Source organism: Dyadobacter sp. CY345, assembly GCF_021502725.1.
GTDB lineage: Bacteria > Bacteroidota > Bacteroidia > Cytophagales > Spirosomataceae > Dyadobacter.
In genome coordinates this window covers 635,734-651,260 of the sequence record NZ_JAKFFS010000001.1, presented here as the reverse complement: position 1 = coordinate 651,260, position 15,527 = coordinate 635,734, and the positions used below count along the sequence as shown (strand labels likewise).

General features: G+C 40.7%; 10 protein-coding genes. 1 reads left to right on the top strand and 9 read right to left on the bottom strand.

What is annotated here, in order from left to right; all coding sequences use genetic code 11:
* Positions 1-8: 8 nt before the first annotated feature.
* The 9 genes from L0657_RS02820 to L0657_RS02780 all read right to left on the bottom strand — a co-directional run bounded on the left by L0657_RS02820 (position 9) and on the right by L0657_RS02780 (position 13,593).
* The gene (locus tag L0657_RS02820; RefSeq protein WP_235148878.1) at positions 9-2,477 is read right to left on the bottom strand and encodes an ABC transporter permease; all 2,469 of its coding nucleotides are present in this window, start codon (positions 2,475-2,477) and stop codon (positions 9-11) included.
* Positions 2,478-2,538: 61 nt separating this feature from the next.
* Complete coding sequence (locus tag L0657_RS02815; protein ID WP_235148877.1) at positions 2,539-4,959, bottom strand: ABC transporter permease; 2,421 nt, start codon at positions 4,957-4,959, stop codon at positions 2,539-2,541.
* Positions 4,960-4,971: 12 nt separating this feature from the next.
* Positions 4,972-5,538: a hypothetical protein gene (locus tag L0657_RS02810; protein WP_235148876.1), complete on the bottom strand. Its 567-nt coding sequence runs from the start codon at positions 5,536-5,538 to the stop codon at positions 4,972-4,974.
* Between the two features lie 11 nt (positions 5,539-5,549).
* On the bottom strand, positions 5,550-7,931 hold the full coding sequence (locus L0657_RS02805) for an ABC transporter permease (RefSeq protein WP_235148875.1): 2,382 nt from the start codon (positions 7,929-7,931) through the stop codon (positions 5,550-5,552).
* Positions 7,932-8,145: 214 nt separating this feature from the next.
* Entirely contained in the window at positions 8,146-8,454 is a 309-nt protein-coding gene (locus tag L0657_RS02800; RefSeq protein ID WP_235148874.1) for a type II toxin-antitoxin system RelE/ParE family toxin, read from the bottom strand.
* The gene (locus tag L0657_RS02795) at positions 8,448-8,681 is read right to left on the bottom strand and encodes a hypothetical protein (RefSeq protein WP_235148873.1); all 234 of its coding nucleotides are present in this window, start codon (positions 8,679-8,681) and stop codon (positions 8,448-8,450) included. The genes L0657_RS02800 and L0657_RS02795 overlap by 7 nt, the downstream gene beginning before the upstream one ends.
* A gap of 176 nt (positions 8,682-8,857) precedes the next feature.
* A complete protein-coding gene (locus tag L0657_RS02790) occupies positions 8,858-11,266 on the bottom strand; it encodes an ABC transporter permease (RefSeq protein ID WP_235148872.1) in 2,409 nt (802 codons plus the stop codon).
* A gap of 191 nt (positions 11,267-11,457) precedes the next feature.
* Positions 11,458-12,135 (bottom strand): ABC transporter ATP-binding protein, encoded by a 678-nt coding sequence (locus L0657_RS02785; RefSeq protein ID WP_235148871.1) that lies wholly within the window; start codon positions 12,133-12,135, stop codon positions 11,458-11,460.
* Between the two features lie 207 nt (positions 12,136-12,342).
* Positions 12,343-13,593, bottom strand: a complete 1,251-nt coding sequence (locus L0657_RS02780; protein ID WP_235150420.1) for an efflux RND transporter periplasmic adaptor subunit — start codon at positions 13,591-13,593, stop codon at positions 12,343-12,345.
* A gap of 482 nt (positions 13,594-14,075) precedes the next feature.
* On the opposite strand from L0657_RS02780, the gene L0657_RS02775 reads away from it, so the two are divergent.
* On the top strand, positions 14,076-15,440 hold the full coding sequence (locus L0657_RS02775) for a sigma-54 dependent transcriptional regulator (RefSeq protein WP_235148870.1): 1,365 nt from the start codon (positions 14,076-14,078) through the stop codon (positions 15,438-15,440).
* Positions 15,441-15,527: the final 87 nt, after the last annotated feature.

Genomic DNA, 15,527 nt, shown 5'->3' with positions numbered 1-15,527 from the left:
CAGGTTTATTATTCTGAACGAAGGGATTTTACAGGATTGGCCAGGGCCGCTTTTATACTTTGAAAACTTATGGTGATCAAAGAAATGACAATGGCTGTTACCGCTGCAATGGCGAAAATCTTCCAGGAATTATCGACACGATAAGCGTAATTTTGCAGCCATTTATCCATCGCATACCACGCCAGGGGCGTTGATAAGATAATGGCGATAAATACAAGTTTGAGAAAATCTCTGGACAACAAACCCACCAGACCAAAGACGGAAGCGCCCAATACTTTCCGTATCCCGATTTCCTTGGTGCGTTGTTCAGCTGTAAACGCGGCCAAGGCGAATAATCCCAGACAGCCAATAAACAAGGCAAGGATTGTAAAAACACCCAGAACAGTACTCGTTTTTGCTTCCGAAACGTAAAGACGGGAAAAGGAAGAATCCAGAAAATCATGTTCAAAAGGTGCCTGGGGAACCGAAGCTTTCCAGAGCTTTTCCACTTTCTGAATCACGGACTTTTCTGAACCCGGAGATAATCTTATGGCTACGTTTGAATCCCAGGTCTGATAACTTTTGGAAGATTCGTTAAAGATCGCAACCGGTTCTATGTCCAGTTTAACGGATCCGTTATAGAAATTTTTCATCACACCAATTACCTGAAAACGCTGGTTTCTATTCCCCGGATACCGCATCCATTTCCCAACAGCATTTTCCCAGCCCATGGCTTTTACAGCCGCTTCATTCAAAATTACGCTGGAAGAATCGCTTTTGGTATTGGATAAGAAATTGCGTCCGGCAATAATTTCTATTCCTAATGTCGGAATAAAATTCATGTCCGTCATAAATGAACTCAGGAGCAGACTTTTTACAACGGCATGTTTTTGATCTCCTTGTTCCGGCTCATAATAATCTGCAAAACTTCCCAGAGAAGGCAGGTAAGTGGCATAAGTAGTACTGACAACAGCAGGAATCTGCGACAATTGCTGACGAAAAGTTTCTTTGCCAAAAGTGTTTCCCAGATGCCGTGCGTTTTTTATGATCAAAACATTTTCACGCTGCAAACCGGGAGAAATTTTTGTTGCAAAATGTAATTGCTGGTATACCACAAAAGCACCCAACATCAGCACGATAGATACCGAAAATTGAAAAACAACCAAACCATTACGCAAAAACATGTGACCTCCGGTAGCGGCGGTACCAGACATCTTCGAAATATCAACCGTTTTGGATTTTGAAAAATAAAAAGCAGGATATAAACCGCAGGCCAAACCAGTTAAAAGTGGCAGCAGTAAAACAAAAGGCAATATTTTGAAAGAATAAAGATCTTCAAGTTCCAATCTTAATCCTGTAAGTTTATTAAAAAAAGGTAAAGTTATTGACGTTAATACGGCAGCCAGAATCATCGCGATCAGACTAAACAAAATCGATTCAGTCAAAAACTGCCCGACCAGAACATTCTTGTTTGAACCCAATGCACGCCGGATCCCAACCTCTCTGGTACGTTTGATCGACCTGGCTGTCGACAGATTCATGAAGTTGACGCAGGCAAGCAGAAGTATCAAACCGCCGACAATGGCGAAAATATTCACCTGCTGTTTATCTCCAAGCGTTGACAGCCGGGAATAAAAACCTGCTGCATTCAGGTGCAAAGATTTCAGAGGAATTAACTTGACATCCAACCTGTCGCCATTTTGCAACTGTTTCAGAAAATCTTGTCCTACCCGTTCGTATGCCGCCGGGGCATACCGTTTTACCATATCCGGAAATTTCGCTTCGAGCGCCGCCAGGGTTTCCGGCGTTGGTTTTTCACGGAATTTAGCCCAGGTATCAACTTGCAGCCAGATCCAGCTCCAGGCAAAATTTTCGACAACATGAAAATTTTGCATTGGCAATAAAAAGTCAAATTGAACGGAGGATGTTGCGGGAAGATCTTTTAGTATGCCCGTAACCGCATAAATGTTTCCATTGATTTCAAGAGCTTGTCCAATTGGTGATACAGAGCCAAAATATTTTTCAGCAGTTTTTTCTGTCAATACCAAACTGCCGGACTTATCCAGTGCTGAAAAATTACCTTCCTTCATCGGGAAAGCAAATAATTTCAAAAATGAAGTATCCGCCGCGATGGCCGTAGTTTCATTATATTGCAGCGGTTCATTGCCCGAAATGCTGCGTCGAACGATTGCACTCCCGAGGCTAAATGTCCTGGCCGTCATCTCGATTTCCGGATAGTCGGCTGCCAGTCGTGGCCCAAGCGGTGGCGGTGTGTTTGTCGTTTTTCCTTCCTCACCGCCCATTTTAAAATCCAACGTTACCGAAAATATCCGGTCCGCATCAGGCAAAAATTCATCAAAACTTCTTTCATAATAAACATAGATCCCAATAAGCCAGCACGCCGCCAAGCCGACACCGAGGCCGGTCACATTCACAAGCGAGAAAAAAGTCTGCCGGCGAAAATTCCGGATTGCTATCTTAATGTGATTGCTTATCATCGTTTTATCTTTAAGAAGTTAGGCAAGAGACCGCACAAAAAAAGAATTCAACCAAGTAACTTTATTCCGATTTTAAAGATTTTACCGGGTTCATCAACGCAGCTTTTATACTTTGAAAACTCACAGTCACCAATGCAATAAACACTGCCGCAAGACCCACAAGAATGAAAATCCAAACACTTATTTCTATTCGATAGGAATAATTATCCAGCCATTGCTGCATGGCATACCATGCCAGCGGCGTTGCGATGGCGATCGATAAAATAACCATTTTGACAAAATCCCGCGAGAGCGTGTAAACAATGTTGGTGATACTTGCCCCGAGCACCTTTCTTACGCCAATTTCTTTTGTACGCTGCTCAATAACCATTAAAGCAACTGCAAACAAACCGAGACAGGAAAGCAAAACGGCTATTCCTGATGCCAAACTAAACATCTGAGAAAATTTCTCTTCGTCTTTATACCAGGCATCTGTGTTTTCATCTAAAAAAGTACCCGTAAATTCCGACTGAGGCGCCACTTCTTTCCAGACACTCGAAATTTTGTCCATAGCGCCAACCAGACTTGCCGGCGTAACGCGGACGAAAATATAACTGATCGGTTCATTATTTGAGAGATACATCGTGACCGGTTTTTTGTCATTTTTAGACGAATAAAGGTTGAAATCGGGCACCAGGCCTATAATCTGGTATTTTGCTCCGGCCGTATCTGTTTCGAAAAATTTCCCAACCGGATCCTTCTCCCCGATCATTTTCGCCATACTTTCCGTGATGATCACCCGATTGACGGAGTCTGTTTGATAAGCAGGATCAAACTCACGCCCATCCAATAACTTTATCCCCAACGTTTTCAGATAATCGTAGTCGATATGCAGCCAGTCAGATGAAATTTCCTGGTCTTTATAGGTAAATCCAAGAACACTACGCGATGTACTCCTGTCTTTTCCAACGCCCAGATTGACCGTGCTTCCGGATAGAGAGACAATATTAGGATCTCCGTTAAGCAGATTCCGCATACGTTTTAAAACCTGCTGACCATTTACTTTATTCCCAACCGGAATACTAATGACCTGCTCTTTTGTAAATCCTAACGGCTGAGCACGGAGGTGATCAACCTGCTGAATGGCGATAATCGTACAGCAGATCAATAAACTTGATAATGTAAATTGTGTTACGATAAGTGAATTCCTTAGTATACCAGGACGCGTCAGCGTTATCTTTCCTTTAAGAACTTCAACGGCATTAAATTTTGACATTTGCCAGGCGGGATAACCTCCGGCAATTAATGTTACCAATAAAAAAAGAGTAACAATAATGGCTAACCTGTCCGGCTGGAAAATGTATTCCATCGAAAGTTTGCCCTGGAAAGTCGCGTTAAATTGTGGCAGGAGCAGATATGCCAATAATATTCCAGCCATGAAACCTCCGAAACAGATCATCGCAGCTTCTCCCCAAATCTGAACAAAAAGCTGATTTTTCAACGCGCCGAGAGATTTGCGAACACCCACTTCTCGTGCCCGGGTGAACGATCTGGCGACGGTCAGATTTATAAAATTGATACAGGCAATCAGGAGGATAAAGAATGCAATACCTAACAACGCATATACAACTGCAACGGACGAACCACTACCGCCAGTGATATCCTTATCGAAATGAAGATTCTCAAGTTTCTGCAAACGAATAGCAAAAAGATCACCGCGACTATCTGCTTCTGCACCTTTCTTTTTCAACTTATCAATATTACCAGCAAAGTATTTAGCCGCGAAAGATTTCATGCGATTTTCAAAAGCCAGCTGGTCCGTGTTAGGTTTAAGTTTGATAAAAGCCCGATGCGACATATTGTCCCACCGTTTTGCTTCCCGATAATAACCTTCATGATTTTCTATTCGGATGAAAGCGTCAAACCGGAGCGTAGAATTGTCAGGAAAATCTTTAAGAATACCTGTCACCAGGTAAGGCTTTTTATTTTCATCTCCTCCAAGCAAAAGTTGTTTACCGATTGGATTTTCAGAACCAAAAACAGCTTTTGCCATATTTTCACTAATGACAATATCGCTCAATCCGTTGAAAGCCGAATTCCGGTTTCCATCTAATAATGGAAAAGAGAAAACCTTAAAAAAATCCGCATCAACGAGTTGAACTTGTTTGTCGAAATATTTTCCGTTGTATTCAATCAAACTACTTCCGTTCATGAATCTTGTTGCTGCTTCAATTTCCGGATACTCCGCTTTCAAGGCCGGGGTAAACGGTATTGGCATAGATCCTGAACGTTCCGGTTTTCCCGGATCGTTCGAAAACAGATATGTTTGGAAAATCCTGTCCCCATCTTCGTGAAAGTTATCGAAAGACAGCTGGAAATAAACTGTCATAAACAAAAAAATGCTGATGCAAAACGCGACGGAAAGACCGACGATATTGATTGCCGCATAACCTTTGCTCTTCCAGATATTACGAAAAGCAATTTTGAAATAATTACGTATCATGGCTAAATCTGGTTATTGTATTGTTGTCAAACCTAACTCTCTTTCTGTTTCTTCAATGATGTGCATACGCTCACTTTTTGATTTATTTTTGGCGTTGATTGTACGCTCGTATTCATACTCTTCACCGCCCTTTTCGTACTTATACCGCAGAAATAATTCGCCGCATTCAGAATTATATCTAACCTCTTTCGAAAAAGATTTTTGTGTAGCTGACGAAAGATTTTTAATTTGATTATCAGAAGTCGCAGTTTCTTCCATGTTGACAACTACCTCAGATTTATCCGCTTTGGAAGGTTTTGCTGCTTTGGAAACTTTGGGGAACGTAGGTTTTTCCGGAATTTCGGCAATGAACACGTCTAGTGAATCCAAAATTTTATCCTTAAACACAAGCCTGGCAATTTTATCCAGCGAAGAGATATCAAAAGTGTGATCAAAATTGAAGTCCTCACCATCGATATTGCCGCTCATGTGAATAGAAAGCGCGTTTCCATCGTTGGTAACACTCCGACAAACTGTTTTTGACTGTTCGAATGCAACAGAGTTACTTACGGCAAAAAAGAGAAATATATATTTTTTCATGACTAAATTGGTTATTCAGATTTTAAAGATTTTACCGGATCCATCATCGCTGCTTTGATACTTTGAAAACCGACGGTGAGTATGGTGAGAAACAGTAGGAAAACACCAACCTGAGCGAATACATACCATTTGAGATCGACGTGATACTGATAACGTTGTAGAAAACTTTTAACAAAACTATAAGCAAGCGGAAGTCCGATCGCAATAGAAATTGTAACAAGGGCGATAAAATCGCGTGACAACAGTATGGTGATTTCCCGGACACTTGCCCCGAGAACTTTACGAATTCCTACTTCCTTGATGCGTTGATTTGCAGCCAATGTGATGAGTCCAAAAATACCGGCGAGCGCAATGACAATCGAAAGAATGGTCACAAAATTCACCATTTTCCAGATACCGTCCAGATCGTTATACTGCCTGCTGATCTCATCAGATAAATAGAAAAACTTGAACGGTTTTTTAGCCGGAATCTTTTTCATTTTTGATTCCAGCGCCGCAAGTACCGTCGCCGCATTTTTACTGTCATCAAATTTAATTGTCAGATAACTGTTCAAGGCTGTTTTCCCTTCATACCAGTGAATCAGGGGCTCAATCCGTTCTTTTAATTCCTGATAATTAAAATCCTTCATCACGCCCACAATGGTATATACTTTTTGATTGCTTTTTGGCCGGAGACGCTTTCCAACTGCCGATTTCCAACCAAGCGCTTTCATGGCGGATTCATTGATAACAACCGGATTATTTTCTCCGTTTTTATCAAGTTCCTCAGAAAAATCCCGGCCTTCCAACATCCTGATATTGTAGGTTTTAGTATAGGACGAGCTTGTTCCAGCCTGTCTTAACCTAATTTCTTTGTCAGGCTCAGATTCGGAAAAGTAGACGTTGTAATTGTTCCAGTATTTTGTCGGAACGACACCGGAAGTCGCTATACTTTTAATATGAGGATTTTGTTTCAAATCATCCAGAATTCCCGTAAACTGCCCCATCGCCGCATTCTCATCTTTATACTGCATATCCGACTGGACGACGACGATATTTTCTTTATCAAAACCGACGTTTGCCCCCCTCATGAAACCAATCTGCATTCGAACGCTGATTGCACCTAAAATAAGAATAATCGTAAGTGCAAACTGGATTACAATCAAACTCTCCCTGGTCCAGCTTCTCGACTGTGTTTTCTTTGTGATTTTTCCTTTTATAGTGTCCCGGATATCAAGCTTATTCAGATAAACGGCAGGATAAGTGCCTGCTATAAAAGCTATAATTCCAATAATCAGCAGTAGGGTCAGAATCGTAACTTTTTCCTGCTCCCAATTCAACATCAGCTGCATACGCCCCTGCCGATACTCGTTGAACTGAGGGATTAGATAAGAAACTGCAAAAAATATCGACAGTATTAAAGCCGAAACCAGAACAATCCCGGATTCAAACCAGAACTGGGTTAAGATTTGCCGCAGATTAGAACCTGTTACTTTTCTAACTGCCACTTCCTTCGCCCTTGTAAAAGCGATTGCCGTATTTAAATTGATAAGATTGATACTAATAATGAGCAAAATGAAACCAGCGATGGTCATTGCTCCATAGATCATATTTTTGAAAAAGGGATTCTGATAATGGATAAAATCTTTTATCGGTCCAATACGAATTTTTCGATCCTTACCCCCTTCAGCGAAATGCGTTTTAACAAATCCGGGAAATTTTGCTTCAAGCTTACTGACCGATGCACCCTTATCAAGTTTGATATAAACCGTTGCGAAGGTATTGTACCAGTCTGCGTTTTCCTGAAAATTCTTGTCTGATTCCAGATTTGCGATAGGCATTAATACGTCGAACTGGATAGAAGAATTATCAGGTAAATTTTGTAAAACACCCGTTACAGTGAAATTCAAGGTATCATTTACAGAAACAATTTGTCCGACCGGGTTTATATCACCAAAAAGCGATATGGCGATATCATTGTTGATAAGAATTGATTGCCTGTTTTTTAAAGCAGTTGCGGTGTTACCGTATTTGAGCTTAAAAGAAAAAATATCAAAAAAAGAGCTGTCGACATATTTTGTACTTCCTTGGATATCCTTGCCTTTATAGTTAATCCATGCATTTCCCCAACCCTGAATGTGTGTTCCTTTTTTAATTTCAGGATAAGTCTTCAGCAACTGGTCTAAAATCGGATAAACAGTCTGGTTATATCGGCTGTCTTTATCTTCTGTCTGGATAAAGTAAATCTGGTCGCTTTCTTGATGGAACGTATCGAACGTCAATCCTCTTTGGATGAATAAAATTAGGACTACCGCGCTTGCCAGCCCAAGAGAAAGTCCAAGAAGATTTATCCCGGTAAACAGCCGGTTTTTCCAAAGTGAGCGAAAAGCAATTTTAATGTAGTTTTTGAACATGATTACAGCCTTTCATGGGATTGATGACAACGCATACTGTTGTAATTTCACATAAGTGGGAATAGTCCAATGTAAATATTAAATTATTATACCACATCCAATCATTCAGCATAACATACTAATAATCAAATTATTAACTCAGTTAAAACCAAAACAAGGTGTCCGAAATCGGACACCTTGTTCATTTGCGTACTTTTTTATGTAACTTGAAAAACTAATACAACAACGGTTCTTGCCAGGTACTACGCACTCTTAATATGCTCACCGATTTGGCATCTTTATTAATGTAATAAGTAATCCTAAATCTGTATATTTCGAATGCGCGAAAAGCTGGATTCTTATCCAATCTAAGTTTATCTGCATTATGACGCCACGGCTCCTCTTTTAGCTGTGCTGTTTGTTCCAAAATTTTCAATCTTACTTTTTGAGCATTTTGATAAGAGTCTTTTAAAATGTGATGATATATTTCTGATAAATGTTCCAAGGCATTTTTATCCCATACAACACTATAATGATCTACCATTTACCCGATTGATTTTCAACCTCCTCTTGAGTCAAATGAACCCCATTTTTAATCCTCTCAACCGCCTCATCCAGCTCATTGTTGTATTGCTCAATTGAGACCCTATCGTTTTCCTTATTTTTTGATTTCAGAAACGATTTGATTACTCCAAGAATCGATTCCTTTTCGTCTTTGTCGAGAAATGTAAGATACAGGGCAATTTCGTTATCAATTGTCTTGGTTTGCATCGCGATTATTTTAAAGCTCCAACACTAAATTTACAAAATATTAGTGAATTTAACATTTTCTACTCAGACTTCAAACTCTTCACCGGAGCCGGCATTGCGGTTTTACGCTTTGAAAACCTATCGTTAAAATAGCTACGAAAATCGCCAGCAGTGGCTAACCGTCTAACCACTACAACCTACTCGCTACGCAGCGACTTTACCGGATTTTTCAAGGCAGCTTTTATCGATTGGAAACTGACAGTCATGAGTGCAATAGCAACGGCAAGAACGCCGGCGAGCGCGAAAACCCACCAGGAAATATCGATCCGGTATGCATAATCTTCAAGCCATTTACTCATTCCGAACCAGGCCAGCGGTGCCGCGATGACAAAAGCAATGATGACCAACCGAAGAAAATCCTGAGAGATCAGGTTAACAATTTGAACGACACTAGCGCCTAACACTTTGCGGACGCCAATTTCTTTCACACGCTGCTCCACTGAAAAGGATGCCAGACCAAATAATCCTAAACAGGAAATCAGGATCGCCAGCATGGCCAGTATTCCCACAATTTCGCTTAATGTATTGTCCGCACGATATAATTCAGCAAAGTGATCGTCCAGAAATTCATATTCAAAATCGTCGTTCGGAGCAATTTCTTTCCAGGTTGACTGGATATCTGCAATGGCTTCCTTAGCCTTGCTGCTGTTTACCTTCACAGACATTTCACCAAATCCCCAATCATTATTATTTAAAATACACAGCGTTTCTATCTTGTGATGAAGCGAATTAAAATTGAAATCTTTGGCAACACCTATCAGAACACCGACAGAATCCATTCCGCCAAAACCGAAATTTTTACCGATCAAATAATCGAGCGATTTGCCCGGCGTTTCCTTCAACAATTCTTTGGCCATGGTTTCATTGACGATATATGCTTTTCCATTATCGGAATCACCTTCCTTCGCGAAATTCCGGCCAGCGACCAGAGGGATTTTATATAAAGTCAGATAGTCTTTGTCAACAACAACCTGGGATGACGCCATTTCACGGACTGGCCCATCTCCATGGAATCTCACGCCGGTCTGGTGCATATTATTTCCCAATTTTTGTCGGGAAGCGGTCACTGCAACGATATTAGCTTTTGACAGTAAGGCATCTTTCAACGCCTGATAGTTTTTATTCCCTTCCATACCTAGCGGAATCGTGACAACCTGCTCACGGTCGAATCCAATGTTCGCCTTTTGCATATAATTCAGCTGGCGGACCGTCAGAACTGTTGCGATCATCAGAAATATAGCACCGGCAAACTGTCCGACTACCAACACATTTCGAAATGATAATTTCTTACCAGCCGTCTGCATGGTTCCTTTTAAAACAGTTGCAGCGTTAAATGAAGAAAGATAAGCCGCGGGATAAAGTCCGGAAATGATACCGACAACAATTGCACCGCCCAGCAATGAGATCAGTAATAATGGCTGACTAAAAATGGAGAATTCCAGTTTCCTTTGACTTAGTTCATTTATATATGGCAGCAATAAATACACAAAGGGAATAGCGACCAGCAATGCAAAAAAACATAACATAACAGATTCGCCGAGAAACTGCAAACCCAGTTGGAAACGCCCGGATCCGCTTGCTTTTCTGATACCAATTTCCTTGGCTCTTCCAGCCGAACGTGCCGTCGAAAGATTCATAAAATTAATACAAGCAATCAGCAAAACGATGAACGCAATGACTGAAAACACGTAGGTGTAATTCTGATCAAATTTCTGGTAATTCTGATAGTCGTGGGTGATGTTGGTTGAATTGGAATGGACTTCCCTCAGCGGTTGCAGGAAAAGCTCATAAAACTTCCAGCCGCCTTCTTTCATGTTCCTTTTCAAAAAATCAGGGAAACGTTTTTCAAGCGAGGCGACGTCAGCATCTTTTGACAATTCGAGGTAAGTTACCATCCAGTTTCCTCCCCAGTTATTCATCAGATCAGGTTTGGCAAAAGTGCTTAAAGAAAACAAGCCGTCAAACTGTAAATGTGATGTTTTGGGAACATTTGCGAGCACACCTGTAACCACAAACGTCGTGGTATCGCCACCGTAAACCGTAACATTTCTACCGATAGGATCCTCCTTTCCAAAAATTTTGAGCGCATTTTCTTCTGTTAGCACAACGCTGTTCGGCTTCTGCAATACCAGATTCTTGTCTCCTTTTAACAAATGAAAATCAAACATCTGCAAAAATGTAGAATCAACATAATAGCCCGAATTCAAGATCTGTCTTTTATCGTTATACCAAACCTTAACTTTCCCCATTGTACTTATCCGCGCATAATTCAGGATTTCCGGATAATCACTTTTAAGCGTTGGCCCCATGGGGTACATTGACAAGGCCACATTCTGCGGGGCAACCATTCCCTCATATTTCTGAACTTCATCCAACCGGTAGATATTCTTGCTGTGCATAACATCAAAGCTTTTTTCATAAAAAACAAAAAGCATGATGATGATACAAGCCGTTATCCCGGTCGCTAGACCGAGAATATTCAACAATGAATAAACCTTATGTTTCCAAAGATTTCTCCAGGCGATTTTGAGGTAGTTCTTGATCATGTTAGTAGTATGGCTTTCAACGATTGGACGTCAAACACTTCAAGTAAAATTTTTGATCTGAAAGATGAAAATCCTTTTTCAGATCAAAATTTTTACCAGCTAATGATTATAAATGGTGTTTAGTATTTCAGAAGATTAAAATACTAAACATATTTATGAAGGAGAAAAACGGTAAATATTTTCTTATTTAACTAAACGTGAATTTTTTCAGTAACTACCTTACCATCAAACAGATTCACGATACGATGTGCAAAACCAGCGTCATACGGAGAGTGAGTCACCATGATGATTGTGGTCCCCGCCGCATTTAACTGACTTAGTAAAGCCATCACCTCTTCACCATTTTTTGAGTCAAGGTTACCTGTCGGTTCATCCGCAAGTATTGTTTTCGGCGTGGCTACTACTGCACGGGCTATGGCTGTACGTTGCTGCTGTCCACCTGAAAGCTGCTGTGGAAAGTGGTTGCGACGGTGCATCATATTCATGCGGGTAAGGGAGGCTTCCACTTTTTCTTTCCGTTCCGCAGGAGGTGTTTTTAGATATAACAGAGGAAGTTCAACATTTTCATAAACCGTAAGTTCATCAATGAGGTTAAAGCTTTGAAATACAAAACCGATGTTTCCCTTACGAATCTGAGCACGCTGGCGTTCAGACATTTTCCCAACCTCTGTGCCATAGAATTCATACGATCCGTCACTTGGATTATCCAACAAGCCAAGTATATTCAGAAGCGTAGATTTTCCGCATCCGGACGGTCCCATGATAGCGACAAATTCTCCGTCTTTAATTTCCAGATCGATACCGTTTAAGGCGGTAGTTTCTACTTCTTCCGTAGAAAAAACTTTCTGTAAGTTGTCAATTTTGATCATATTTTTTTGGCTGTTTGCTATTAGCTTTTGGCTTTTAGCTTGGTTATGGGTATTTCTTACGTGTTGGCTTGTTAATTTATTTCGTGACTATCTTTGAATCTGATGACTTTCTGTTTGGAATTTTGAGATCTTTTAAAATCAGTTTGAGCTGGCGTCTGGTTTCAATTATCAACCTTAAAAGCTAATCCCTAAAAGCCAACTGCTACACTAAAATTCCAGTACTTCATTGTCTCCAAAGTTTTCGTACGAACTTGTGATTACTTTTTCACCTGGCTGCAATCCTTCAAGTACTTCGAAATATTCAGGATTTTTACGACCAAGTGTGATTTTGCGTTTGGCTGCACGTTTACCGTCCGAACCTACAACATACACCCAGTTTCCACCAGTTTCAGAGAAGAATCCACCGACTGGCAGTAAGGTTGCTTTTGAAGGTTGTCCAAGTTGCAATCGTATAGGTGCTGACTGTCCGCGTTTGATCAATTCGGGAGCCCCGCCTTTTTCAAACTCCATGTCCACTTCAAATCGCCCGCTCAATACTTCCGGATATATTTTGATAATTTTCAGATTATAAGCTTTTCCATTGAAATCCATACTTCCCTGCAATCCGGCGAAGATCCTGGAAATATAATGTTCATCAACGCTCACACGCATTTTGAACCCATTCAAATCATCAATTTGTCCAATGTTCTGACCCTGATTAATATTCGAACCAACTTCCACATTCATGGATGAAAGCATACCTGAAACCGGTGCTTTCACAACCAGATTATCAAGTGTTTGTCTCCACAGATCTACGTTTTTCTTGGTATTGGAAAGTGTTCCTTCCAACTGGGTAATCTGCATTTTAGCATTTTCCTCCTGATATTTCTGCGATTCAATCTCGATTTCACGTTGTTTTGTCAGACGTTCCAGCTCGCGTTTTGTTTTGAGAAATTCCGCGTCAGGAATAACCTTGTCTTTGTATAATTTGATGTTACGGTCATGCGCATCTTTGGCCTGATCGATTTGAAAATCCAGCTCACTCAGACTTTTCTGTAATGAAAAACGCTCAACTCTTAAACGCTGACGTGTATTTTGAAGATCATTTACCAGTCGGCTGGCTTCCGTTTCAGATTGAAGGAAACTAAGTTTCAAGCTCTGGTTTTCCAGTTTCAGAAGTACGTCGCCCTGCTTTACCATGTTACCGCCTTCAATAAGTTTCTGAGTAACGTAACCACCTTCGATCGCATCAAGCTGAATTGTTTTTAATGGCTGTACAACGCCGGTAACAACAATAAATTCATCAAATTCACCCTGTTTCACAGTTGAGACAGTAAGCTTATCCTGCTGAACGTTCAGCTTACTTCTTGTATCCGCAAAGAAAAATTGGTATACCAAAAAACTAACCAACAAAACGCTTCCTGCGATGATGCCAATACGGCGGCTGTTCCAGAATTTCTTTGGTTTCTGTCTGTCCATCGTTGAACCTCCTGTGAAATTTGATCCATTACTTCCGGAAACTGGTGTTTTAACTTCCATTATATTGTCAGGCTATTTTTTATCTTTGAATATCTCGTTTCCCTTTTATATCCAATCCTTATGCCAGGAGCTTCAAAACATCACAACTCACTGATAATCAATAAAAATAAATCTTCTTATATATGCGTACCTGTTCGTTATCGGACACTTTTGTTCGGCTTCGGACAAGCAGAAAAACAGGTATTAATGAGGATAATGAGCCAATTTGGGTCAATTCTGAAATCCATAATCTGACAGCCGATTGCCGAAAGCCGACCGCTCATTGCATATCCTTCTCGTTTATCGACCTGAAAGATTATAATTCCTGCATTCCAAACTTAAAATTTACACAAAAAATAGGCAATATTGCTTAATGATTTAATTATCGTTGCGGTTCAGCTGCAAAAACATTAGCCATAATTTATTTAGCCAAGTCTACTCATATGCTCCTCTCCGAAGCCAAAATACTGATCATTGACGACGATGTTGACGTTCTAAGTGCAGCAAAACTTCTTTTAAAACGCCACGCAAAACTGGTTGACATTGAGAAAAATCCGCAAAAACTTCCTTTTTTGGTAACTAATAATACCTATGATCTGATTCTTCTGGACATGAATTTCACGCGTGATGTGAATAGTGGCCGTGAAGGTTTTCATTGGTTGGACAGAATTCTGGATATTAATCCAACTATAAAAGTGATCATGATCACCGCTTATGGCGATATTGAAATGGCCATTCGCGCGATTAAATCAGGAGCTACTGATTTTGTTTTAAAACCATGGGAAAATGACAAACTCGTTGCGACGATCGAGGATGTTTTGAAAGAGAAAAAGGGCGAAAAATTAGCTTCCGCAACAGAAGAAAAAACGGATAGCAAAAAAGAAAAATCGTCATCTGATGCCATTATTGGTCAAAGTGAAGCGATGCAGCATGTTTTAAAAACTTCTGAACGTGTTGCTGCAACGGATGCTAATGTTTTGATTTTAGGCGAAAATGGTACCGGAAAAACGCAATTGGCGCGTCATTTACATCAACATTCTCTTCGCTCAGAAAAACCGTTTGTCGTTGTGGATTTGGGTGCGTTAAGTGATTCACTTTTTGAAAGCGAGCTATTCGGACATGTAAAAGGTGCTTTTACCGACGCAAAAGAAGATCGCGCCGGCCGTTTCGAAGAGGCCAAAGGAGGAACCATATTTTTGGATGAAATCGGGAACCTGACACTTTCGCTTCAAGCTAAATTACTAACGGTTTTGCAGGAAAGAAAAGTAACGCGTGTAGGTTCCAACAAGTCAATTCCGCTGGATGTGCGGCTTATCTGTGCTACCAATATGAATATTGAAAGTATGGTGGGCGACAAAAGCTTTCGTCAGGATTTATTTTACCGGATCAATACCATTGAGCTTGATCTGCCTCCGCTTCGAGATCGTCCGGAAGATATCGCGCCGCTTGCTGAATTTTATCTTAAACAATTTCGAAAAAAATACAACCGCCCGGTTACTGATATCAGCAGCGCATTAATTAAAAAAATGCAGCAATATAACTGGCCAGGGAATATTCGCGAGTTGCAGCATGCGATTGAGAGAGCTGTGATTTTATCCCAGGAAAAAACCTTACAACCCGATGATCTTTTCCTGAAAAGTTCGGGAGGACAGCCAACGACTGCCACAGGTTTTGATCTGGAAGATATGGAAAAAAATATGATCGTTCAGGCGCTGAAACGTTTCAATGGAAATATTACCGATGCAGCAAGGGAATTAGGATTGAGCCGCGCGGCCTTGTATAGACGTATGGAAAAATATGGATTGTAAACATTAAGAAAAGTCGTCAATCTGCCAGAGCAAGTTTGATTATCAGTAAGGGATAACAAAGGTTAACTATCCGGATCTGAAAGCCGA

Bases quoted from the DNA above. Each gene is read 5' to 3' on its own strand.
- L0657_RS02815 (WP_235148877.1), bottom strand. From the start codon at position 4,959: ATGATACGTAATTATTTCAAAATTGCTTTTCGTAATATCTGGAAGAGC.
- L0657_RS02795 (WP_235148873.1), bottom strand. From the start codon at position 8,681: ATGCAAACCAAGACAATTGATAACGAAATTGCCCTGTATCTTACATTT.
- L0657_RS02780 (WP_235150420.1), bottom strand. From the start codon at position 13,593: ATGGACAGACAGAAACCAAAGAAATTCTGGAACAGCCGCCGTATTGGC.
- L0657_RS02785 (WP_235148871.1), bottom strand. From the start codon at position 12,135: ATGATCAAAATTGACAACTTACAGAAAGTTTTTTCTACGGAAGAAGTA.
- L0657_RS02805 (WP_235148875.1), bottom strand. From the start codon at position 7,931: ATGTTCAAAAACTACATTAAAATTGCTTTTCGCTCACTTTGGAAAAAC.
- L0657_RS02790 (WP_235148872.1), bottom strand. From the start codon at position 11,266: ATGATCAAGAACTACCTCAAAATCGCCTGGAGAAATCTTTGGAAACAT.
- L0657_RS02800 (WP_235148874.1), bottom strand. From the start codon at position 8,454: ATGGTAGATCATTATAGTGTTGTATGGGATAAAAATGCCTTGGAACAT.
- L0657_RS02775 (WP_235148870.1), top strand. From the start codon at position 14,076: ATGCTCCTCTCCGAAGCCAAAATACTGATCATTGACGACGATGTTGAC.
- L0657_RS02810 (WP_235148876.1), bottom strand. From the start codon at position 5,538: ATGAAAAAATATATATTTCTCTTTTTTGCCGTAAGTAACTCTGTTGCA.
- L0657_RS02820 (WP_235148878.1), bottom strand. From the start codon at position 2,477: ATGATAAGCAATCACATTAAGATAGCAATCCGGAATTTTCGCCGGCAG.